Annotated in this window: 15 protein-coding genes; 9 read left to right on the top strand and 6 right to left on the bottom strand. The window is 44.2% G+C overall.

All coding sequences use genetic code 11. From position 1 onward, the window contains the following. Nucleotides 1-37 precede the first annotated feature (37 nt). Entirely contained in the window at nt 38-967 is a 930-nt protein-coding gene (locus ACVBIL_RS08910; RefSeq protein WP_447166625.1) for a hypothetical protein, read from the top strand. Nucleotides 968-1,330: 363 nt separating this feature from the next. Beyond that, complete coding sequence (locus tag ACVBIL_RS08905) at nt 1,331-2,713, top strand: Na+/H+ antiporter NhaC family protein (RefSeq protein WP_447166624.1); 1,383 nt, start codon at nt 1,331-1,333, stop codon at nt 2,711-2,713. 110 nt (nt 2,714-2,823) lie between these two features. On the opposite strand, the gene ACVBIL_RS08900 is transcribed toward ACVBIL_RS08905, so the two are convergent. Continuing rightward, a complete protein-coding gene (locus ACVBIL_RS08900; protein WP_447166623.1) occupies nt 2,824-3,690 on the bottom strand; it encodes a LysR family transcriptional regulator in 867 nt (288 codons plus the stop codon). Between the two features lie 100 nt (nt 3,691-3,790). Between ACVBIL_RS08900 and ACVBIL_RS08895 the strand changes: the two genes are divergently transcribed. Both ACVBIL_RS08895 and ACVBIL_RS08890 read left to right on the top strand, forming a co-directional pair. Then, nucleotides 3,791-4,858, top strand: a complete 1,068-nt coding sequence (locus tag ACVBIL_RS08895) for an HlyD family secretion protein (protein WP_447166622.1) — start codon at nt 3,791-3,793, stop codon at nt 4,856-4,858. 48 nt (nt 4,859-4,906) lie between these two features. Beyond that, nucleotides 4,907-5,968: a DUF2955 domain-containing protein gene (locus tag ACVBIL_RS08890; RefSeq protein ID WP_447166621.1), complete on the top strand. Its 1,062-nt coding sequence runs from the start codon at nt 4,907-4,909 to the stop codon at nt 5,966-5,968. Nucleotides 5,969-6,089: 121 nt separating this feature from the next. Here ACVBIL_RS08890 and ACVBIL_RS08885 read toward each other — a convergent pair whose 3' ends face one another. Further along, nucleotides 6,090-7,358 (bottom strand): MFS transporter, encoded by a 1,269-nt coding sequence (locus tag ACVBIL_RS08885; protein ID WP_447166620.1) that lies wholly within the window; start codon nt 7,356-7,358, stop codon nt 6,090-6,092. 100 nt (nt 7,359-7,458) lie between these two features. Here ACVBIL_RS08885 and ACVBIL_RS08880 point away from each other — a divergent pair, with 100 nt between their 5' ends. After that, nucleotides 7,459-8,241, top strand: a complete 783-nt coding sequence (locus ACVBIL_RS08880; RefSeq protein WP_447166619.1) for an AraC family transcriptional regulator — start codon at nt 7,459-7,461, stop codon at nt 8,239-8,241. Between the two features lie 109 nt (nt 8,242-8,350). On the opposite strand, the gene ACVBIL_RS08875 is transcribed toward ACVBIL_RS08880, so the two are convergent. After that, on the bottom strand, nt 8,351-12,559 hold the full coding sequence (locus tag ACVBIL_RS08875) for a collagenase (protein ID WP_447166618.1): 4,209 nt from the start codon (nt 12,557-12,559) through the stop codon (nt 8,351-8,353). Nucleotides 12,560-12,955: 396 nt separating this feature from the next. Between ACVBIL_RS08875 and ACVBIL_RS08870 the strand changes: the two genes are divergently transcribed. Next, nucleotides 12,956-13,483, top strand: coding sequence for a hypothetical protein (locus tag ACVBIL_RS08870; protein WP_447166617.1), 528 nt, complete (start codon nt 12,956-12,958; stop codon nt 13,481-13,483). A gap of 248 nt (nt 13,484-13,731) precedes the next feature. Here the strand turns inward: ACVBIL_RS08870 and ACVBIL_RS08865 are convergent, their stop codons facing one another. Then, nucleotides 13,732-14,118, bottom strand: coding sequence for a DUF2541 family protein (locus ACVBIL_RS08865; RefSeq protein WP_447166616.1), 387 nt, complete (start codon nt 14,116-14,118; stop codon nt 13,732-13,734). Nucleotides 14,119-14,533: 415 nt separating this feature from the next. Between ACVBIL_RS08865 and ACVBIL_RS08860 the strand changes: the two genes are divergently transcribed. Next, nucleotides 14,534-15,835 carry an NAD(P)/FAD-dependent oxidoreductase gene (locus tag ACVBIL_RS08860; RefSeq protein WP_447166615.1) on the top strand — a complete coding sequence of 434 codons (1,302 nt, stop codon included), beginning with the start codon at nt 14,534-14,536 and terminating at the stop codon, nt 15,833-15,835. Nucleotides 15,836-15,918: 83 nt separating this feature from the next. On the opposite strand, the gene ACVBIL_RS08855 is transcribed toward ACVBIL_RS08860, so the two are convergent. Beyond that, nucleotides 15,919-16,959, bottom strand: a complete 1,041-nt coding sequence (locus ACVBIL_RS08855; RefSeq protein ID WP_447166614.1) for a GGDEF domain-containing protein — start codon at nt 16,957-16,959, stop codon at nt 15,919-15,921. A 101-nt stretch (nt 16,960-17,060) separates the two neighbouring features. Between ACVBIL_RS08855 and ACVBIL_RS08850 the strand changes: the two genes are divergently transcribed. After that, entirely contained in the window at nt 17,061-18,137 is a 1,077-nt protein-coding gene (locus ACVBIL_RS08850; protein WP_447166613.1) for a linear amide C-N hydrolase, read from the top strand. Between the two features lie 528 nt (nt 18,138-18,665). After that, nucleotides 18,666-20,504, top strand: a complete 1,839-nt coding sequence (locus ACVBIL_RS08845) for a toxin-antitoxin system YwqK family antitoxin (RefSeq protein ID WP_447166612.1) — start codon at nt 18,666-18,668, stop codon at nt 20,502-20,504. A 108-nt stretch (nt 20,505-20,612) separates the two neighbouring features. Here the strand turns inward: ACVBIL_RS08845 and ACVBIL_RS08840 are convergent, their stop codons facing one another. Continuing rightward, entirely contained in the window at nt 20,613-24,269 is a 3,657-nt protein-coding gene (locus ACVBIL_RS08840) for a hypothetical protein (RefSeq protein WP_447166611.1), read from the bottom strand. Nucleotides 24,270-24,387: the final 118 nt, after the last annotated feature.

Raw genomic sequence — 24,387 nt, 5'->3', positions numbered from 1 at the left:
TCTATGATTAAAAAATAATGAAATTTAGGACGTTAGCATGCTGGACGCGATATGTTTAATCGATGAATTGAATCCTATTACCTACTCAATATTTACGTTTCAAAAGCTGAGTGAGCTTGATATTGAAAAGTATCGTCAGGCATTAGTGTGCCCAGCTTGTGCTGGTAAGGCTTATTATCGTAAAGCCTCTAAAGACGGTAAGGCGGCTTGCTTTGGTTCACGCTATCACCAGGCAGATTGCCGCGAGTTTAAACCTTCTGCAGCCCGAACGCGTGAGGAGTTACATGCCGTAGAGGTTAACCAGTTATTAGTTGATAGCGATGCGATGATTATTGATTTTAGCCGCCAGCCGCGCCTGCTAAAGATGAATACACAGGTTAGCTCAAAAATAAACGTAGCTGAAGTATCGCTAGATAGTAAACCGATTGAAAACGAGTCGGTGTCAGTGGTATCGACTGCAGATCCCCAATCAAGCGAGGCAGAAGCTAAAGACTTGACCGATCAAATAGCAGCCAGCAAAAACGTTGAAAAGCGTACCGTCAGTGAGGGCCTTGAAAAGATATTGCACAGCTTAATGCGCGGTAGTGAACTGGCGAGCTCAGATTTATGGGTTTATACCGACGAAAAGTATCGTTGGCGGGCCAAAAATCTATTTGTTAATTTCGCCGACGCTGAGCCAACCGAGAATGGTTCACCTAGAATGTATTGGGGCACGATTTCTCATATGGATAAAGAGGGCCTTTGGCTTAACCCTGCCGATAGCAAAGACGTTGGCATCCCAATTGATAATATCGCTAAAGCATTGCAGCAGCGCTTTGGGTTAACAGAAAGGCGAGATTTCGAGGGCGCAGGCATTATCTTATTCGGTAAATGTTTTTGGAATAAAGCTAAAAACCGAAAAATTATTCAATTGTGGGGTAAAGACTTAAATCGTATTTTTATTTCTAAATCGGAAGAGGGCGAATAGTCCAGATTGATGAAATGTAAAACTCGCTGGGATTCGGAACGGATTTCGGTATTTTTAAGTCAAAATAGGCTGTAATTTGTCGTGAGCGTCAATATCGATAAGTTTAATATATTCAATGGCTTGTTGTTTTTTGGTCAATGCTGCTTATAAAAATTCACTCCAATGGGATATTTATGGTTGACTCAAAGGCCAATGGGGATTATTTTCTGCGCGATGTTTTTACTAGGGCCCCCAAAATAGCCCGTAAAATTAAAGGTATCGGCAGGTATCTCAAGGGTAAAGCAGCAATTGAACTTCGCAAATAATTGTGTGAGTTTGGTGATTAATTGCCATTTTGGCACTTCATTATAAGGACGTTAGCGCATGTCTGAACCGACAGCCTTAAGTCTTATCCCACCAGTGGTGGTATTGGTGTTAGCGATTGTGCTACGCCGCCCAATTCTTTCTTTGATTATCGGTGCGTTAGTCGGCTTGGCTATGTATGAGCCACAGAATTTACTGACTAATTTTGCTGATACCTCTTTGTCTGTTATGACCGATGAAACTATCGGCTGGCTGATCCTTGTGTGTGGTGGCTTTGGTGCTCTGATTGCTCTGCTAGTGCGTACAGGCGGCTCGATGGCGTTTGGTCGTCATGCATTGAAGCTTGCCAAAGGGCAAAAATCATCATTGTTTATGGCCTTTATGCTAGGGGTCGTGATTTTCATCGATGACTACCTTAACGCGCTAACGGTTGGTTCAACCATGAAGCGAGTTACCGATAAGTTTAAAGTTTCTCGTGAGATGCTGGCTTATGTCGTGGACTCAACAGCGGCGCCTGTTTGTGTCTTGGTTCCGCTATCTACCTGGGCAGTATTCTTTGGTGGTTTGCTTGTTGATAACGGCATTGCAGCTGAAGGCCAAGGTATTGCGGTTTACATGCAGGCGATTCCATACATGCTGTATGCATGGCTTGCGGTCGCAATGGTGCTACTGGTTATTTTAGGCATAGTACCCGCATTTGGCCCGATGAAAAAAGCCCAGATTGCAGCAGCCAAAGGCGAGCCTGCACTTAAGCAGATGGACTTAGATGAAGTACAAACGTCAGATGAGTATGCATTAAGAGCGATAGAAGACGAGTTTAAGCATGCTGACGATGGTGGCAAGCTACACAACTTCTTTGTGCCAATTATATTGTTGGTTGGCTTTACTGTGTATTTTGATATCGATGTACTAAAAGGTTTGATCGCCACATTAGCCATAACCTTGCCTTATTATGGTCTACAAAAACTGATGCCATTGTCAGAGATGATGGATCAGATGATCGATGGCTTTAAGAATATGCTACCGGCGATTGGTACCGTAATCGCAGCATTCATCTTTAAAGATGTATGCGATAAATTGATGTTGCCACAATATGTGATAGAGAGCTTAAGCCCGTTTATGACCCCGCAGCTACTGCCTGCAGTGGTGTTCTTAACCATGTCGGTTTTGGCCTTTGCGACAGGTTCTAGCTGGGGTATTTTTGCAGTATCAATTCCGATTGTGATGCCGCTAGCTCAGTCAGTCGACGCCAATATTCCATTGGTGATTGGTGCACTTTTATCGGCATCATCATTTGGTAGTCAGGCGTGTTTCTACTCTGACTCCACGGTGCTCGCGGCGCAAGGCTCAGGTTGTAACTTAGTGAGTCATGCGGTGACTCAGTTGCCTTACGCATTACTCGCCGCAGGCATGACTTTTGTTGGCTTCTTATTGCTGGCATAAGCCTTTAATCGCGTAATACGTCATTTGGTTATTATTTTAAAGGGCTGCACTTAGGTGCAGCCCTTTTTGTTGTCTATCTTGTCTTGAAATCGTGAGTTTTTATTTAGCGATTAATTGAACTTAAAGGTATCCCTAAGCAGCTCGATCAAGGCTCGGCTCTTCTCCGGTAAAAACTGCCTAGAAGCATAGATTAAGGTGAGTTTGATTTCTGGCAGCTTTTCTTTGGGTAACACAGGGAGCAACTCGCCTGATTTAAGCGCATCTTGGACTAAGATGGTTGGCAACAGGGCGACGCCTTTGTTACTGCTTGCCATGTGCTGAATTAAGCGTAAATCGTCAGAGCACAGCCTAACGGTGAGGTTGTCGGGGAGTGATGCAAAATTATAACGGCTCACCATGATAGGGTGCTTAAACAAGTCGTCAAAATCGACTATAGGCTCATGACTTTGCAAGTAATCAGCAGACGCGACTAAGCTACTCGGGAATCGCAATAGAGTTTGCTGTACATAATCCTCATTTATCACCTTAACCCCATCGGGCAAGATCTGGATATCGACGTTGTCTCGTTTAAGGTCGACACTTTCCTGACAATGCAACACTTCTAATAATACATCTGGAAACTGCTCAAGATAATTATCGATCAATAGGCTGAACATATTAGAGGTAATAAGCGCGGCGGGAACGGCGACTCTTAATACCCCTTGCAAAGACTTTTGTTGATTACTGAGTCGCTTTGCCGCCTGCACCACGCCACTTAATGGCTGATTAATTTGCTGGTACAACAAGCGACCATTTTCTGTGAGCTCTATTTGGCGTGTGGTGCGAATAAGTAATTGGCAACCCAAAGCCTTTTCAAGCTCTTGTAAGCGCCGGCTTACTTTCGAACGCTGTAGCGAATGCTGTTTTGCTGCAGCGCTGATCCCTCCATGTTGAACCGTTAATACAAACAGGTGTAGATCATCCATGCTAACGTTCATTGTCCTGCCTATAGGTTGTAAGTGTGCTATTTGTCATTCTATTTAATCTAATTAGCAATATCTATAATACTTGCCCCTCAGATCGACCTTGGACTTATCCATGCAAACCGCAGAACATGCTTTTCGTCGTTGGATGCAAAGCCTCATTATTCTATTTATTATTTTTATTGGCTATATCGTTATTGCCGATCGCTATGCTCCACTCACCACTGAAAGCCGGGTGCAAGGCTATGTGGTTCAAGTTGCAGCAGAAGTAACAGGTACTGTGGTGGACGTTCAGGTTGAGAATAATCAAAAAATGCGTAGAGGTGACCCGCTTTTTAGCATTGATGACCGTAAATACCGATTGGCAGTGGAAAAGGCGCAGTTAGCGCTAGAGCAGGCGTGCGAACAAGAAGACGCTATGTATGCCAAGGTTGCAGTGGCTGAAGCTAATGTTGCGACTAATCAGGCCGCTTTTAATAATGCCAATAGCGAATTTAACCGAATCAATAAATTGGCAAAGCAAAAGTTAGTTTCGGCGTCGATGCTGGATAATTCGCTGGCTAACAATAATGCCTCGCTATCGAATCTGCATGCTGCTAAGCAGGAGTTACTCGTGCTAAAAGTGCAGTTAGGTGCATTTCCAGGGCAAAGTAGTGGCGTTCGCGCCGCACAAAATACATTAAAGCAGGCGCAATTAGACCTTTCTCATACCCAAGTGTTTGCCCCTAGCGATGGTGTGGTGACCAACTTGCAGCTCAAAGTGGGCAGTACCGCCAATGCGAACATGCCGCTACTGACATTTATTCCCACTGATTCACTTTGGGTTGCGGCGGATTACCGAGAAAAAGCAGTTGCGAATATTACCCATAAAACAAGCGCACTGGTGGCATTTGACGCATTTCCGGGACGTGTCTTTAGCTTCAATGTGCAAAGCCGTGACTTTGGTGTCGCCGCCGCGCAGCAAAGCCCTAACGGCCAGCTGACTCATGTGGAAGTTAATAACCGCTGGGTACGTGATGCACAGCGAGTCAGAATTAACTTAACCAGCCACAACCCTTTACCACAACCGCTATTTGTTGGTTCTCGCGCTACAGTCGTATTGTATCCAGAAGACAATATGGTGTGGGGATTTCTGGCTAAGGCTCAAATTCATATTGTGAGCTTACTTCATTATATCTACTGATTTTAAGTCAACATTTACTGAGTTTAAGCCGTGCAAGGGGGGCTGGTTGTGCAACGAAAAACATTAACAAAGACTCAACGGATCTGGTTTGGTTGTGTGTTTGGCTTGGCGGTTACCTTAGTGTTTGGCTGGTCAAACGGCATGTTTGCCGCGCTGTTACCCATGTTTGTCTTAACTCAAATTGATAGGTGGAACACAGGCATCATAGTACAGCTTATTTTGGGGGTAACTTGGGTCTGTTTACAGGTCACTTTTATTGTTGGGTTTTTCCAGCCTTACCCACTATTAATGACCCTAGCTGTAGCGATTATGATGATGTTTAAGTGTATCGCCATGACCCATAAAAGCAGCTACCTTTTTGGTTATATTGGGCTATTAATGGGCTCGATTTTGCTTAACTTTGGCAGTTATCAGGGCTTTGACTTAGAAGATTTTGTAATGGGGTTACTTGCTTCTGCCCTGCTAACTGGGCCCGTTGTCGCTCTTGCATTCTATCTATTTCCTGAGCCTGTCACTAAACAGGCTTTACCCAGCTTAGACAGCAATAATGGCGCTCGGGCGCATATCGATAATCAACGAAAAGATCATGTAGGCATGGTGAGGCAAGCCGCACTCGGCTGGATTATTGCCATGGCGGCATTTATCCTGTTTCAAGTGGCAGATCTCAATGATTCCTTATCGGCTCAAGCTTCTATTTTTATTGTACTGGCGCCGATGACTTTTATCGGCTCTATGGCGGTAGCTAAAATCCGTATCATCGGCACATTTTTAGGTTGTTTAGCAGGTTTAGTGCTGCAGTTAACTCTCTATAGCTTAGCGAACAACATGCTGCTATTTTTGCTAGGGTACGCCATTGCAGCTGCTATATTTTGCCGCTGGCTGGCAATCGGAGGTATCAAAGCGGGGATCGGTTTTTCGGCGATGTCGGCACTGACGGTGCCACTAACAAGTGCTTTTATTCCTGAGCAGCAAGATGCATTTTTCTCTATCTGTTACCGGTTTAGTTCAATCGTCGTGGCCGTGATTGTGACCTCGCTAGTGATTTGGATTGTTCATCACTTTTTAGTACGGATAATAAAACCCAATTCTTTAGGGCTGGAGGCGAGTTAGGCGATAGAGCATTGCGGCGATAACAAGGGAGTTTTATGCTCCCTTGTTACTTGTTACTTGTTACTTGTTACTTGTTACTTGTTACTTGTTACTTGTTACTTGTTACTTGCTACTTGCGGATCTAAGGCTGGGCTGTGACTAATGCGTCATTGTCATTGTCATTGTCATTGTCATTGTGATTAGGAGGCTGGATTAACTCATCTTTTGCCGCTAAAAATGCAAACACACTCCAGAGCACAGCACAAATAGCGCAGATGATTAGCGGTAACTGCCAACTTGCGGTTTGTTCGTGTAGCTCGCCAATTATCATAGGGCCTGTGGCTGCCAACAGATAACCTAAAAACTGCGCCATACCTGATAACGTCGCAGCCTGGTGTGCACTAGAGGTACGTAGGCTTATTAAGGCTAATGCCAGAATAAAACCGCCACCGGCACCAAAGCCAAATAACATACCCCAAACCATGGCAAACTCAGGTTTAAGTAGCAGCCCCATAATGCCAATAAATGCCAAAAATGTTAGGCCAAAGCTGAGCAAGCGTTTGTCTTTAAGCTTACTCATAAACGGAATTAATACTAAAGCGGGTACCGCTGTGAACAGTTGCAACATGCCATGGATCACCCCAGCCTCATGATGGCTGTAACCGCTGTCGACTAAAATTGTCGGCAGCCAACTGATGAAGATATACATCAAGAAAGAGTTTAGGGCTAAAAACAGCGTGATTTGCCAAGCGCTAACGTGACGCCATAAGTAACTATGGCTATCGAGCGCCTGCGTGTCTTTGCTTGGTAGTGTGTGGTTACGCATCTGTGGCAGCCATACCAAGATCGCGATAATCGGGAATATCACTAAACTACCCAATGAAAACGCCCAACTTGGAATAAAACTTATCGATAACTGTTCAGCCATATCGGCTAACGGTATCGCTAAGCTTGCGCTCATTGCGGAACCTGCGCCCATCATCAACACATACATAGAGGTCATGGTGGCAATTTTAGTTGGAAAGTCGCGCTTCATTAAGCTTGGTAGTAGCACGTTAGCAAAGGCGATACCGGCACCTATGATGACGGTCCCGAGAAAAAGAGTGCTTGATGAACCCAAAGACCTGACTGTTAAACCGATAAGAATAAACAATAGCGACAGCATGAGCGCTTGCTCAAGACCACGCTTGCGTGCAAGTTTGGAAGCAACGGGTGAGAAGAAAGCAAAAGCTAACAAAGGCAAGGTGGTCAACATTCCTGCCTGTGTTGCAGACAGGTGCAACTCTGTTCTTATGGCGTCAAGTAAAGGACCTACACCGGTTATAGGGCTGCGTAAGCTGATGGCGATTAAGAGTACGCCAAGCAGTAAAAATGCGCTGCTGGCAAAACGAGAAGGATGCGATAACGTCATAAGTGGCTCCTTTGAGAATATGAAAGTGCGCTAGCTTACGCTTCTAAAGGCTTACTGTATTGAGCTATAGTGACTCTATATTGCTAAAAACGGTCATTTAATGAAGTTTGATAACCCATCGTTACCCGAATTCGATTCAGATCATTATCCTCAACGTGTGGTTGCATTGGGATTAGTTGGCGATAAGGAAGATGCAGAGACACCTTTTCATCAGCATCGAAAGTGCCAATTAGTATTGGCATTGAATGGTTTTGTGAAGTGTAAAATAGATGATGCCATCTGGATAGTGCCGCCTCATTGTGCGGTGTGGATCCCCAGCCAAGTGCCTCACAGTAATCAAATATCTAAGAGTGCTAATGTATGTATGCTATTTATTGATCCAGATGTAGAGGGCATGCCAGACCGTAGCTGTACCTTGTCAGTGACGCCCTTGATCAGAGAACTCATTGTGCACTTAACGGCGCAGGAGCAAGGTTATCAGCAAGTTAGTGCAACTGATAACTTGGTTAGTGTGCTTATCGATCAGCTGCGCACTATGCCAACACAGCACTATGACTTTCCAACCCCCGCTGAACCCAGACTGAAATCCATTGCCAATGCCTTGATTACATCGCCTGAAGATAGACGAACCGTGGCGCAGTGGGCAAGCCAATTTGCGATGAGTGAGCGCACGTTATCCCGGTTAGTTAAGAGCGAAATAGGTCTCACCTTTGGTCGCTGGCGTGGCCAGTTGCATATCGTTTTAGCATTGCAAAAATTGGCAACTGGGGATTCGGTGCAGCGCATCGCTGAAGAGCTGGGTTATGAGTCGGTTAGTGCCTTTATTACTTTCTTTAAGAAGACCTTGGGTCAATCTCCAAAACAATATATGAAGCACAAATAGTTGTAATTTGAGCTGTGTGAATCGCGCTTCGAAATGAAAAAAGCAAACCTTAAGGTTTGCTTTTTTAGTTTAACAAGCTGAATTAATACAGCTTATTTTAGCTGTAAAGCTATTTTAATGTCACTTTTAAGGTTACGTCTTCACTGCTTGGTGTGCTTTGTACTGATATATAGTACCAGCCCGACTTTGGCTGCTGCACAACAACTTGCTCTTGAGTACCAAGGTTAGATGATTTGCCCGTGTTGTTGTTTGCGTCAGGCCAGCTCTCACCAACGTATAACTCCAATTCACCTGTACCATGGCCAGTTTCGGCGGTAAGGCTTTGCGTACCTGCAGGAACGTTAATATAGAATGATGAACGTCCGTTCTTAACACAGATTGGTGCGCCATTGCTGATGCTACCGTAATCTTGTGCTGACTCTGTTTCGCATATATTAGTCAAGCTTGATGGCAGTTCAGGCTCAACTGGATCAACAGGGTCAACGGTTGAATCATCTGTTAGGCTAACAGTCATCGATACACCGCTATAACTTGTGTTGGTGTCGATGGCGATGTAACGCCAGCCGCGATTTGCAACAACGTGTAGTTGCTCATTGTTACCGTCGGCTTCAGACTTAGCTTGTGAGCTGGTAGCAGATGCCCAAGTATCGGCATTGAAGTAAATATTGGCATCACCATCACCGCCTTGGGTGCTGATATAAAGGTCAGTGTTATCGGCTTCAACCCAGATATAAAAACTGCCTTTACCACCACTAATACATTCTTGCTTATCGAGGGTTAGCTTACCTGAGCTGATAGTTGCAGCGCCGCAGTTTGTCACCACTCCGTTGTTAGGATCACTTGGGTAAGCATCGCTATTATCACCTATGCCATCACCATCAGTATCTACCGTTTCAGTGGTATCATCAGGGAAAGCATCGCCATTGTTACCTACGCCGTCTCCGTCGGTATCAAGGGTTTCAGAGGCGTCATTGGGGAAGGCATCACTGTTATTCCCCACTCCGTCATTGTCGCTATCCCTAGATTCAGAAGCATCAAATGGGAAAGTATCACTGTTATCGCCTACGCCATCACCGTCGCTATCCCTAGATTCAGAAGCATCAAATGGGAAAGCATCTTCGCTATCAATCACCCCATCGCCGTCGGTGTCTACAGGTGCTGTAACACCACCATTAATCAGCTCATCGGTGATCACATAGTCATTGATGTCATGTTCTTGCGACATAACAGCCACACCTAAACATTGGTTGTTTTCATCGGTAATCGCTGCGCGGCGATTGCCAAACCATTTCCAGCTTGTCTCACTGTCGTAGCTCTCGCCGTTTTCAAGCGTGGTAAAGCCGAAGCTTTCACTTAGCTCACCGGTTTCATTATCGACGCGATGAATACGCACTGGCGTATTGCTGGTGTTGATAAATGAGAAATCTGCTTCAAATGGGCCAACAAGATGTTTGCCTTGAAGATCACAGCTACCAATGGTGTTTACCTCTGGGATCACTTCGGGCTCTGCTGCATTGGCAATGGTTGACTCATCAATCGTAAAGTCAGCGGTAGCATTGTTCAGTACACCTACGCTCAAGCAATTTAAGCGCGCATCGGTAACCATAAAGCGGCGGTCGCCATACCAGATGTCAGAGCTATAGCTTTCACCCTTGTTTAGAGTGCCGTAACCAAAATCAAATCCTGTGGCAGCGCTGGCATACATAGGCTTACCCGTTAGGTTATCGATACGGAATAATCGCACAGGGTAGTCTGTGGTGTTGGTAATACTAAACTCATGTGATTCATCTTTAATTAGGTGTGGGCTCACCAAGTCGCAACTGCCTAGCAAGTCTTGCTCTGGCAATACCTCTGGAACCACATCTTTAACTAACTCGTCATCGATAGCAAAGTCATTGCTGTCGTGGGTCATCACACTCACACCCAGACAGTTCATCGAGTTATCACTTAGCATCAAGCGATCGCCTTGGCGCCAATTTGATGAACTATAGCTTTCACCTAGGTTTAGTGTTTTGTAATTGTTAGCAAAATTTGCCGTGCCTTTATTATTATCGACCCAAAACAGTGATACCGGAATATCGGTGGTATTGGTGATGGTGAAATCTATTTTTGTAGCATCAATATGGCGAGTATATTGTTGAGTCAGCGCACATTCCCCAATGACATTATTTGCCGGTATTGTGGCAACGGGTGGTGCAACAACATCTGCATTAGCCAAGACAAAGGCTTCAAAACCAGATTCTGTTCGTTCTGCCACACCTTTTAGCACTTCGGTGTAAGCATCCTTATCACCAGCTTGTAGCGCTTGGGTTACCTCAACGATTTCATCTGGGTGCTGCTCAGATAGGTAACGCATCGCATAGTAGCTCCATGGGTACAGTTCGTCATATCCATAGGCCATAAATAGCAAGTTGTAGAGCGGTGGAACGGTTTCACCTTCAAGGGTGTTGTTGGTTCTTGGGTGATCATGACCGTTAGCTAAATACTCAGCCATACCTTCAGACCAAGACACGTTGTAATCAAATGAGCCGTAAGAGCCTTTTTTGATGTAGCGGCCATCTAAGTAGTGCACGAATTCGTGTCTTAGGTTGTAGATTTGATCTTCATATTGGCAAGAGTTACCTACCCATTCATCCGGGCACTGCATGGCAATAAAGCGCGCTTGGTTACCAACAACTTCTGGCGAACCTTCAAGGTACATACCGCCATTATCCGTGCTAATACCAAAAAATTCTGGTGCGTATTTCTCGTAGTCTTCAGGTGATGCGAAAGCAACGACTTCAAGTACCTCATTTTGGTCACCAGCAACAGGAATACCGTTGGTGTTAAAGAAGGCATGGAACTCGGCTTCTTGATCGGCTAAGTCGGCACAAGACTGTGCTAGGGTGGCTTGTGAGATACTGCTTTGGGCACGAATAATTAATGTATCGGTACACTCATGGCGAACCGTTAAAATGTCTTCTTCTTTTGGTGGTACAACACAGTTACCAAAGAGTGCATCGCTAGATTCACATTGGCGGCCTGCAGATTCTAAATAGCTTTTGGTGACTATAGTCTCAGTTGTTTCGACTGAAATATCATTGATTATTTTATCGTGAGCCTCAATTACAGTGCTGTCAAAGCGTGCCTTTGCTTCATCGGTAGCAATCGTTGATATTCTACCCAAAGCAATAAAGGTGTGTGGCACAATCCATTTTTTATCATCTTCAGCTGCCCAGCGCATATCTAGCGAAGTTTCGCCAAGATAGGCAAAGCTACGCATCACTGATAATACATCGAGCATATTGTCGTTGTAGGCTGCCTTAGTGGCAGCGTCGCCATAATAAGCTGCTGAAGCAATCGCCTTAAGCAATGCCATAGTGGTATCGCCAGCATTATTGCCATCAAAAGGATTAGCTTGCTCTGAATAGTATTGAATCGTAGCAAGTAGGTGGGGCAGTAGGTCTTTAAAGTATTTCGAGCCTGCGCCACGTTCAAAATTATTTAAAGCGCCAGCAAACCCTTCTTGAATTACCCCGCCTGAGTCACTAATAAAGTGGGTCATTTTAGCAATCGCTTGTAGCGAGGTGCTAAGCTTTTGCGCTTCGGCATCCGTCATCGCTTCGGCGTAATACTTATATGAGGCGAGAAAATATAGCAGTTGGTTTAAGTCTGGATCATCTAAGTCATCAGCGCTTGCCAAGTAATGAAGCGCTTCTGCTACATCTGAAATGGGGTCTTGGCTCGCACCCGCGATTGTTTCGAAGTCGCTGTAACTGGCTGCAAGAATGGTAGCAATCGTTGCACCATATTGGCTCTTAGAAGTGATCGCAGGAGCGGGTAGAGTAATGTCAATATTGGTATTAAACACAATATAATCACCCATAGGTGGCGGTACATCGCCTCCTGTAATAGTGACTTCTAGTGTGGTTTGTTGGATATTGCCATTAATTTTAAAGTAACGCTCTCCAGCACGAGAGGTGAAAGAGAGACTTTCATCATTGGTGTCTGGAGTACTGCTAATCAGCTCTTGATTACCGCTCCAATCATCACCGTCGTATAAAATAAGATCGGCATCGCTGCCAGTAAAGCTACCACCAGAGGTAGTGATAGTGATCTGACTATTTTCGTAAGGAACATTGATATAAAAGTAATGACCATAATCAGTGATGCAGTGGCTTTGATTCGCCAGAACTTCACCTTGTCGGTCTAAGGTTTTATCTCCACACATTTCTGCAGCTTGTACTGAGCCGATATTTATTGAGGCTAGAATGGCACTAGTGAGAATGGACTTGCGAGAGATGATATTGGGTAAGTGGGCTTTAATGTTTCTTATCATAATTATCTAACCTCAGTGGGTGAGGGATTGTAGAAGTTAGGCTTTGTTGCCATAACTGCTCCCCTAAAGTAGTCGTACCAATTCCCTTGTATGACTTCAGATACTTAACCATCCGAGTTAAGTTGGTTGTTATTGTTTTGTTAAATTTAACTTAAGGTTAACAATATAAAGTATACAAAGTCAAAGCTTGATAAAATTTAAATGAGATTTAGATTCATAAAAAAGAGGAAAAAGCTGAAAAGGTTGGGCAAAAAGTGAGTTCTATCTCTTGCTATTGTGGAGCCTGCCAGCAGGAAGTTGTTGTGAAGATTAATTAAGTTTAAAAGTCGTGATTTAATTATCTAGGTATACTCGCGCCATTGGCGGTTTAGCCTCTGATTATTGTGGAGTATATAAATGCAATTCAAGACGGTAATGGTTCCGGTTGCTTTAGCGATAGGCTTAAGCGGTTGTGGTTATTTTGGTGGTGATGAAAAACAGCAACTAGAGCAAGCATGGCTTGCGAAAAATGAGCAGTTACAACAAGTCATTGAACAGATCCGCAGCCAAGGTATTGAGGCCGTTGCCAGTGGAGCCGATGCTGGTAGTGTTGCTGCTTGTGTTGCCAGTAAGCTAGAGATGGATCCTGTTGGCGAGCTTGTTAATGTTGAGGGAGCGTTAGTCGAGTCGGCTAAAGTGTCTGAGTTATTAAATGAGTTAGAAGGCTTACTAGAGCAAGACTTTAGTTTGGAGAATATGTCGAGCTTACTGCAAAAGGGCGCTGATGCCGCAGCATACGCTAAGCAGATTATTGCAGAGCAAGGCGTAGAGAAAGGCCTACAACAGTTACAGCAGATGGCCACCGCTAGCGAAGAGTTTGCTAGCCAAGATTTAGGCGCGCACTTTCAACAGCTATTGCTAGAGTGTCAGCAACAAGCAAATTAACATTAAGATTAGTGATTGCTCAATAACAAAATGACCACTCAAGAGTGGTCATTTTTGTATTGAAAACAGTGCTTACCACTGGCGCATCGAAACTTAGTTGCGGTGATACTTACCCGAGAGCCATGGTTACTACATTGGTGACGCCGGGAGCCACATTTATTATTCCAGTGTGTAGAACTTGCCTTGGTCTGACTTTGCTTTTAGACAATATTGGTCGTCAATAGTACAGGCGTCTACTTTTAGATGTATTACTTCTTACGACCAAATACTTTCAAGCCCGCTTTAGAACCATCAGAGTTACCGAAGACTTCAAGATTTTTGACGCAGCGACGGTAGCCAAAATCACGCCAGTCAGTGTAACTATCTTTTTTAAGATCACGATAAAAATTAACCGTCTTGGTTTGACCATTATTAAAGGTAACCTTGATTCTTTCTAGGTGCAGGTCTTTTTCTGCTTTGATTCGAATTGCGTCGGTCTTGCGGCAGATAAGTAGCGGAATTTTTGCACCGTGATCGCCACCGCTTAATAAAATAGTGCGACCTAGGGTAATTTGTTCACCAGCGATTGCGGTTGAACTGACAACTAACATGCCGACAGCCAATGTTAGGCTGACTAAAACTGATTTAATGTTCATATCTTAAAGAAGTGATTAAAAAGGGCGGCTAAATTAGTTGTTTGTTTGCTAAAGCGCTAGCAAATTTTGAACAAATTTAGATCTTGCTAGCAATTATTTGGATAAGCATTGTGCTTAAGAGCTCTATTTAATGCTGCGCTATGTCGCATTGCTAGTGAGGTCGCAAATCGGTGGCTGTTAACTGCTTTGTAGAATACGCTTTAAATGGTAACGAACTGTCGAGCGCTATGTTGTTTGTTGTTTCTTTGCTGGTTAAATCAACTGTTTTTTATCAATAAAACGGATTTAATCAACGTGACTTAGATCTTGTTTTACGTCAACATAGCAGTATTAAAGTAAGCAATTGTTAAATTAGCGTCTAGCTCTATTAGCCTGTAAAAGGCATCAATAGCGGACACATGTGAGGAATCAAATAATGAGATCGGCAAATCCTAAAATTGTGATTGTAGGTGGTGGCGCTGGTGGTTTAGAGCTAGCAACGCAATTGGGGCATAAACTGGGTAGAAAAAACCTAGCCCAAATTATCTTAGTCGATAAGAATCGTACTCATATTTGGAAGCCATTATTGCATGAAGTTGCTACGGGCTCTCTGGACTCTGCGCTGGATGGCGTTGTGTATTCCGCCCATGCAGCCAAGCATGGTTATCAGTTTCAGCTAGGCACATTTTGTGGTTTAGATGAGAAAAGTCAGTCACTGTCTGTTGCACCCATTATTGATGAGGCGGGTAAGGTGATGTTGCCTGAGCGTCAAATCCAATATGACAAGCTAGTGATTGCCATTGGTAGTGTAAGTAACGACTTTAATACTCCAGGTGTTAAAGAGAATTGCTTCTTTCTTGACTCACACCAGCAAGCTAATCGCTTCCATAACGCCTTGCTAGACAGCTTTACTCGTGTGCATCAATCAGAAACGATTAATGAGCTTAATATTGCCATTGTCGGTGGCGGTGCAACTGGCGTTGAGCTATCAGCCGAGCTTTATCATGTGACCGACATGCTTAAAGTATACGGTTTGAGCAAGATGACGGCCGACAAGCTCAATATTCATTTGATTGAAGCGGGTGAGCGCATATTACCCGCTTTACCTGAGCGTATTGCCACTTCGGCAAGAACTGAGCTAAGCAAACTGGGGGTTAATGTGATGGAAAATACCCGTATTAGCGAAGCAACGGCTGAAGGTTTTGTGACCTCTGAAGGTCAGTTAATTGAAGCCAACATTATGCTTTGGGCTGCAGGCGTTAAGGCGGCAGACTTTATTAAAGATATCGGCTTTTTTGAGCTTAACCGTGCTAACCAAATTATGGTTAAGCCTAATCTACTCAGTACCGTAAGCGATGATATTTACGTAATTGGTGATTGTTGTGCTTGTCAGCAAGCCGATGGCAGCTTTGTGCCGCCAAGAGCGCAGTCTGCACACCAGATGGCGCAGTGTGTTGAGAAGAACATTCTTAATGAGCTGAAAGGTGAGCCGCTACATGATTATGTGTATGTCGATCATGGCTCACTGGTCAATCTTTCGCGTTATAGCACAGTCGGTAGCTTGATGGGTAACCTAACTAAAAACAGTATGTTTGTTGAAGGTAAGATTGCACGTCTGGTTTATATTTCGCTATATCGTATGCATCAGCAAGCCATTCATGGCACGTTAAAGACCATCGCGTTATGGTGCGCCGAAAAAGTCATGCGAGTGGTGCGCCCAAGAATGAAACTGCATTAATATTGAATGAGTCCTGATGATAAAAAGGGGAGTAATATCAATCACATCTTTAGTACGATGGGTATTAATTAAACTTCCCTTTATTATGCTGAGGCTTTAAGTGGTGCATTGTGGTAAATCACCTGGTTTCGACCTGCGTGTTTAGCGCGATATAATCGCTGATCGGCTTGGCGTAACAGGCTGGGCAATGCCATACCTGAGTGATAATTGCTGACCCCTATACTGACGGTGATGTGGATACTGTCTTGTGCTGCGAGTTTAAAAGTATGCTGCGCGAGTTCTGTTCTAATTAACTGAGCGACGGCTATCACTTCATCTTGTTTTTTGTTTTCAACAATCACGCAAAACTCTTCGCCACCAATTCTAAATGTCAGATTATCACCGGCAATGCGACTGATAATTTTGGCACATTCTTGCAGAACAATATCGCCCGCCTCATGGCCATATTCATCGTTTACCTGTTTAAAGAAATCTATATCTAAAAGTAGCAGATGTAGTTCATCTTTATATGTTCGTAGTGTTTGTTTTGAATCGATATTCTCAAAATACTTTGTCAGTGCTAAGCGGTTAAAGCTTAATGTGAGCGGATCTTGTAGTGCCAGCTTTTGTAATTTTGTTTCGGAGTCTGCGCGGTTTTTTTCGTAAATATGAGAAACACCCCAAATAAGCAGGTAACTAAAAACGAAGTTAACCAATAGTGGGTTAACGGTAAAACCATATTTATTAATGATATCGGCGACAACGGCAGAGAAAAGAATGATTACTGGTAAATTAGCAAATTGCTTACCTAGAAGCAGGTAGTAAACCGTGGGTAAAACCAATACCCAGCAGATCATAGAATCAATGGTTTGAGATAGTGATACGGCGTAAATGACAATAGCGGTTAAGGCAAAAACATACAGAATAACTTGCCAAAATTGGTGCCTTCTTTTGACAGCTAGCACTGCCAGTGCGAACGAGCACAGTGCATAGAATAGTTCGATAAAACCTAATACTGCCCACTGAGGTGCAACAAAAATATTGATGATACCGAGTAGAAAACTCAGGCAGCCTAAAAGAGTGCACATGCCAATTAACACTGCCCTTCTCAGGTTGTAGGTACTATTTAACTCTTTGTTATTCATATCCGTATTAGGCCCAACTCCATAGCGTTGCTTATATGTTATTGTATTTCGCTTTGATTTCAAATAACCCTAACAAAATAAGAGATATTAAAGGAACTGATATGTGCTTAAGAGTATTAAATAACCTCAATTTGGACTATCCAGTAACGGGCAGGAACATGAACTGGTTCAGGCCAATAGAAGCCAATTTGTTTCAGTTCCCACTGGGGCTTGAAAAAAGTGGCTTATCAGCTAAAAAGACTGAGAGACTAGATCTTGACCCGAGTGTCATATTTCACTGGAAATCACAATACGCCAGTGTCGTTTCTATGATGGGAGATGAGGCTCAAGGATATGCGACAGTAGATGGAATGAATTCAGAGGGCCTAGTAGTTAATGTGTTATATGACACGCCAGCGACGTATGGGAAACCTAAGTATTACCAGAAAAACTGTAACATCAGTATATTACGCTGGCCACAGTATATATTAGATAGCTTTGCCAATGTTAACCAAGTGGTTAACTATGCCAAGAGCAATACCTTACACTTGATCCGCGAAAAGATCCCTGAAGGTGGCAAAGCGAAAGACTTGAAGCAGGATAAGATCCACCTTGCAGTGTCAGATCTTCATGGTCGCTCCGCGGTTATCGAAATTAAAGAGGGTGAGCTGCATGTTTATTCGGGCGAAGAGAATCAAATTGTCACTAACGAGCCTGATTATCCAACTCAGCTGGATATTCTAAAGTACTGGCAATACTTATGGGGACAAACTAAGCCTGCCATCGCTACGCCTGTACTTACGGCTCCTGGTGGTATATCGGCAACACAAAGTTTTGAGCGAGCCGCTTTTTACTTGAGCCTTTCAGATAAAGCACAAACTCCAGCGGAGGTTTTAGCTCAAACTCGCGCACTGATGCAAAATGGCGCGATCCCTTTTGCGTTTAATCCAAGTAAAAAAGAGCTGGCTACATGTACGCGCTGGACTAACCTTAGCGACCATCAAGCAGGTGTTTATTACTTCTTAAACCCACTGAATATGATGCCTGTTTGGTTACAGCTCAATGCCGATGTTAGCCATTGCGCAAGAGTTAAACTGATTACAGTGAATAATGACAGCGGTGAAGTCGACAATCATCAACAGCTTCAGGGAGAAATGAGTCGCCATTTAATGGCATGTGAAGATCCGTACAGAAGCTAACATAGAAAAGGACTGAGCTATTACAGCTGAGGCAACATCCGATGGCATGTGAAGATCCGTACAGAAGCTAACATAGAAAAGGACTGAACTATTACAGCTGAGGCAACATCCGATGCATACAGAGTTTGGCATCTCCTCCTCTACGGATTGCGAGAGCTGACGGCTTGCTGCATCGAGATAAACTTCGCTGTCACTCAGCCAAAGCGGGCATGCCCCACTTTGGCTGGCTGAATTTTGCAGTGTTTTAATTGCTTGGGGCTGATCCGTCTTCAGCGGCTTCAAATGTCGCTTCAATCTGTGCTAATTCTTGCTCATGTTAAGCTTTACTTTCTCTGCCAATTTAACTTCACTGAGCAGTTTGTCTCTCTTTAAGCTCGTGTCTCTCTGATTTAGTGACTTAGTTTTATTGCTTATTCTTATTGAGTTGAGCATTGTTTGTGAACCGCTACACATAAAGCCTACTGGTATAACCCAAATTTAACGTTTTCATCTAGCATGCTCGTTATCTTTTTAGTGGCCTGTGAATTTATGAAAATATTAACTTTTATTGCCAGCGTTACCGCAGCTTTGTTACTGTCAGGTTGCAGTGATAAACCAGCTCAAATTGTGTGTGATACCTTCAATACGTGTTTCAATTTAAGCTTGGGGCAGGCAGTGAAAGAGACACAGGCTAATCCCGAATTCAGCCAATTAAAAGTGGTTGTGGCAGTGGATTATGACGCGGGCGGCAAGATGCACGCTAAGGTGAGTGAGTCGAGCGGTTCACCAGAGTTTGATGCCATAGCCACAGAGCAGTTGCAGCGTTCGATGGAAGCGCTACTTGTCGTTATGGAGACTCTGCCCGAAGCTGAGCGTGAAAGAGGCGATAGCATTCATATCAACTTTTCCATCCAAACTGCAGACTTTCCGGTACCTCCTAAGGTAGAGCCTAAGCCCGAGCTAGTAGAGAACTTTTATGAAAATGGTCAGTTGCAGAGTCGGGGCTATAAGCTTGATGGCGATAAGGTGGGTCATTGGCAGATATTTTTTGATGACGGCAGCTTAAGATTCGATTCTCACCATCCCAGTGGTGTGCAAAAGCATTTTTCTGCAGATGGCCTACTCCTAGAAGAGGGGTATTTTGAAGATGGGGTAAAGCAGGGAACGTTCAAGAATTATGACTTCGATGGGCACTTGGACACTTTGCGCAATTACCAAGATGGCGAGTTGATTGGTGTGAATGAGCGCTATTTTAAAGATGGCGGGCTAGAAGAAAAGACGTTGCTTGATGTCAATGGTAATGGCATGCATCAGGAGTTTTGGCCTAACGGGGCACTTAAGTGGGAGACTGCGCTGGTTGCTCGGCAACCTACTGGAGAGCAAAAATATTTCGCCGAAAATGGTGAACTCATTGTTGAAAAGGCCCTAACTGAAGCTAAGGTCATGCAGCAGTCTATTATCGATAAGGATTACGACACCTATATGCACTTTGCCTTTAGCTACGTGATTGAGTATGCGGGCGGTGAAGCTGCATTTAAAATTGGCACAGCAGCAATAATAGACAACTTGCAGCGTGATGGTATTAAGCAGGTCTCGACGATATTCAACGGGCCGACAAAAATGTTTCTGCAAGAGGAGGAGCTGGACGAGTATTACGTTTACCTGCCTATGGAGATCAATATGAGCACGCCTATAGGCGATGGTGTTGCAGAGACGGCTTTGATTGGGTTCTCTAAAGATATCGGCCAAACCTGGAAATTTGTAGAGGCTTCCATTGGCCGTGAGGAAGTGCTTGTTTTGCTACCAAACCTGCCGGATGCGCTTGTGATCCCGATTTACCCAGAGCCTAGATTGATTAATGAGTCACAGACGGCTTTAGCTGCTCAGCAAGCAGCGGGTGAGCAGCAATATTCCAACGAAAATGGTGAGCTCATTGTCGAAAAGGCGTCAGCTGCTGCTAAGGTCATGAGGCAGTCTATTATCGATAAGGAGTACGACACCTATATGCGCTTTGCCCTTAGCCACGTGATTGATAACGCGGGTGGTGAAGCTGCATTTAAGCGTGGAATAGCGGCAATGATGGATCAGCTGCAGAGCGAAGGTCTTAAGCTTGAGTCGACAACATTCAACGGGCCAGCAAAAATGTTTCTGCAAGAAGATGAGTATTACGTTTACCTGCCAATGGAGAGCACGATGAGCACGCCTATGGGCGATGTGGTTGCTGAGTCGGCTTTGATTGGTCTCTCTAAAGACAGTGGCCGAACTTGGAAGTTTGTTGAGGGGCAAAGTGGCCGTGAGGAAGTGCAATTGCTGCTGCCAAACTTGCCGGATGAGCTTGAGGTCCCGACCTTTCCAGGTCCTAGGTTGGTTAATGATAAGGCCGATTAACTAGCATTGGTATGATAAAAAGCGCTAGCAAAAATGGCCTAGCGCTTTTTAGTTACATCATTGAAGTGATCGCTAAAATTAATTGATTTTAGGATTTTTTTAAGCTGTTTAGCTCAATGCTGCCTCTACTCTGTCACGAATTTGCCGTGATTTCTCTTTTGCAAATAGCCCCATCAGCTCTGCAGAATCTGTTTGCTGCGCAAGAATATCCACTAAGGCTGCTTTGGTTTCAATATGCAAGAATGGCATCAGTGGCTTGATTTCATCTCGGCGCGCCATAGCCGCAATATAATCGCCCATACACGGATGGTAGTGTTTGATCATATATAGCAGCAGGTATTCAGGTTTCACATCATGACTAAATAACCAATCAAGCATTGCTTGATAGGCAGCCTGTTCATAATCATCTTCATCGCACTCTAAGCGAGTGGCTAAATCCATTTTGCCTTGTAGGGCAAGCTGGTCCATATAGCCGGTAACAAGCTGCTCGAAAATAATCTTGTAGCTACGATAACTATGATTAGCCAGTAAGTGCAGCAAACGGCCGCAGCGTTCATCATCAAGTAGCCACAAGTATTGGCCTAAACTATGACTTTGGCGCTCTTTTAGGCCAGTAACAGTTTCGTATTCTATACATTCACTAAACTGAGTTGCAAAGGCGTCATAGGCTAAATTCCCCTGCAGGTACGCCCATAGATTTTGCTTAAGTAACTGTTCACGATCTTCACTACTAGGCAGTTGGGCAACGGCGTTAATCACGCTTTGTGCATCGACGCTGTCATTAATGATAAGCAACTGACCTGCGATATAAAGCTTGCCGTCACGGGGGAAATTCTTGTCGGCGACTAAGATTTGTAATTCGTCACCGACATGCAGGGCGATAGTGGCATTAATCCAGCTCATCTTGTCACAGTGACGAGTTTGGTTCAGATCGGCATTGGGGTGCAGGGTAACAGGCAATCTCAGTTTTTTGGGTAGGTCGCTTTCGTCTGATAAAAAGTCAAAATACACTGTAGCATCTTTAAACTTACGCTCAATCACCTGTTCCCACGAGTTATTATTGAGTTTGATAAAGTCCTCAAGGCATTGCTGTAGCTCATTATCGAGCCCCAACGGGCGGCGAGGGAAGCGCATTGCCACATGCTTATGAAAGCTAAGCTTAATCGGTTGATAACTATAATCTAGGCCGCACAGTAACGCCTTGGCATCTTGGCGTCTAGCTGCAGCTATCATGCCCGGCTCTGCAATACCCTGCTCTGTAACATCAGAGTCTTCATCAACGAGCTCACCCATTAATTCCACTAAATTAAGGTAATCATCCGTGCGTGATGATCTATCGATGTACTGCTCAACTTGATAGGTCTGAGTGAAGGCTTTATCGATGCCATGGCTGTTGAGCATATCGAAAAAGTTTATTTCATCTTGCGGTGTGTCGAACATGCATCTGCGGGTATGTTCGCTAAAGGCTTTACACATCAGCCCGATAATTCTAATCGGCGCCATAGCGACTAATAATTGCCAAATACGCTTGGCGATTAACGCTTCTGGGCTATTGAGCTGTTTAAGCCAGAAACAAGCTAGCACCACCCGTTGATAATCTTCATCATAATCATTTAAAAACAGATAGCTTTTCTGCATTGGGCTGATTTTAGGGAAATGGAGTACCGTTTGGCGGCAGATATCTTGGCCATAAAGGTGCTGGTTTAACAGTGCGATCATCTGTTGTTGATTTAGCTCTGGCGTTGGTCCAGTAAAATAGCCTTTTACCTGTGCAAGCTCGCTGTCGTTTAAGCCTTTTTCAGTAAAGGGACCTTCGCCTAGAATATCGGCGTTTTCTAGCATCAAGTTAACGGCACGCTCAAACACGCCACTCAGCTTGGTTTGCAACGCCTGAGTGTAGTCATCATTAATATTGTGCTGTTTATCTTGCAAAAGTAAGTATGCGCAAAGAGCGTCGATGCCGAGCTCATCTTCAGGCCAATCTTGGCTGTTTAAACAGGCTCGATTAGCAAATAGCTCATTGGTTTGCTCAAGCATATCGGCAGTGACGGCACAGTCCATATCGCTATACTCATCGAGCAGGCTCTCAAGGGATTTTCGCTCTTTTACGCTTATTTCTGAGTCAAGTTTTGCTGTGGCGTCGATTGGCATAAAGCGAGCGTAATAGTCTTCAGCGCTGATAATCGCTTGGTATACTGACTCTCCGCTCAGGATATCGCACAGTTCATCATCGAAGGGCTGCTGGCCGAATAAGCGATAGAAAATATCGATAAAACGCAGCATGGTTTGCGCGCTGCGCACTTGGCTTTGTGGTTGGGTGTTAGCTGCTGTCATTGCTTCAATATCAGCGCCATTATTAGAGCTGTTATTGGAGCTGTTATTGGAGCTGTTGTTAGAGTGAACATCTGGGCGAATGCTGACTCGGCGAATGAAGCCGTTTACTGTTTCCTCATCCATGTCATCATCGATATCTAGCATTAGATCTTTTGCTAGGTAATGCAAAGGTTCATGGAAGTTCTCTCGCACAGAATTAAAGTTATTCATCTCCCAGCAGGTTTCATCGATAGTTTCGAAAAGCGACAATGCATGCTGTTTACAGTGCTTAATAAAATTAAAGGATTGAATGTCATCGAGAACTTGAGGATTTTCACCTGTAGAGATGTATGCGAGTAGGTCGTGGCTATTCTCTAGGCTAGCAATAAATTCGCTGAACATGTGCAGACCGCCGAGATACTTATCACGATCCTTTTCGCGCTTGTCGCGTTGGCATCGGAGCGCTTGCTTATGAGCAACGCTACCGGCATAACAACACAGCGGTTTGTTAAGTTCTAGTTTGAGTTGGTTTTGTAGATCCATCGCCTCATTTTCGAGGCTGTCATTAATAAAATGCCCTGCTAGCTCCTGATTTCTATCTTCATCATGTTGGCCGCAGCACTCTGCAAGTAGTGTGGTATAGATATCCAACACGGGATTTTGCTTATAAAGAGGCTCATTTTCGCTATAAACTAAGACCGGTAAGCCATTAAAGCGCTGCTTTACTAACTCAATAAAGCGTGGGTATTGCGCTGGATTAGCTTTTAAGTAATCCCCAAGAGGCTGATATCTAGGGGTTGGCTGCTCCCAATCACTGCCGTAGAAAGCGAATCTAAACTGTGGATTGTCACACCAGATAAAGGCGTTAATCATCGCCTCACACCAGCCATGTTGCTCAAGTAAGCTTAACAACATATCTTCATAGCCGGTTGCATGTTCATCATCCCAGTATGGGATAAAAAACTGCGCTAAATAAATTGCATCATTAGCATCTTTAGCCGCCATCATATACAGGGCTTCAGCGCCAAATACCCGAGTATCATCGAGCCACATCTTACTGGTATCGTTTTCAAAGCGGGCGTAATTGACCATGGCTTGCGCGGTTATACGCAGCTGTGGGGTTAGTGAATCGTGCTCAAGCGCAAGGGCAAATAGCAGGGTTTCAGACAGATAAAGCTCGCGGTCATTGCTAACGATATAATTGCTTCGATAGCCGCCGTCTGGATTCAGGCTCAGCGCCTTCATTGCTAGCTGTTTATCTTGTAGGTTATCAAGTTGCAGATGCTCACGCGCGCCGCTGCTGTTATCCATAAATACCAAGTTTAATCGACCGCTTTTATCAAAGGCTTGATGAGCTTCTAGTTTGGCTTGATAGATTTGTAAGGCTTGCTCGATGCTAGTGGCTTGGTGGCGGTTAAACTCGATAACTTGCAGGTGGCTGAATGCGTCCATACTTCTGTCCTATTAACATTGAATCCATTCCAAATATGCTGGAATGCCGACGATATTTACATGGGAGATTAACTGATTTATTGTTTGATAGTAGAGGTTTAGCTAATAAAGTTACTTT

The sequence above is a fragment of the Shewanella sp. 125m-7 genome, assembly GCF_052977045.1.
Note: the sequence above shows the minus strand (reverse complement) of the source record. Positions and strands in the feature narration are given on the sequence as shown.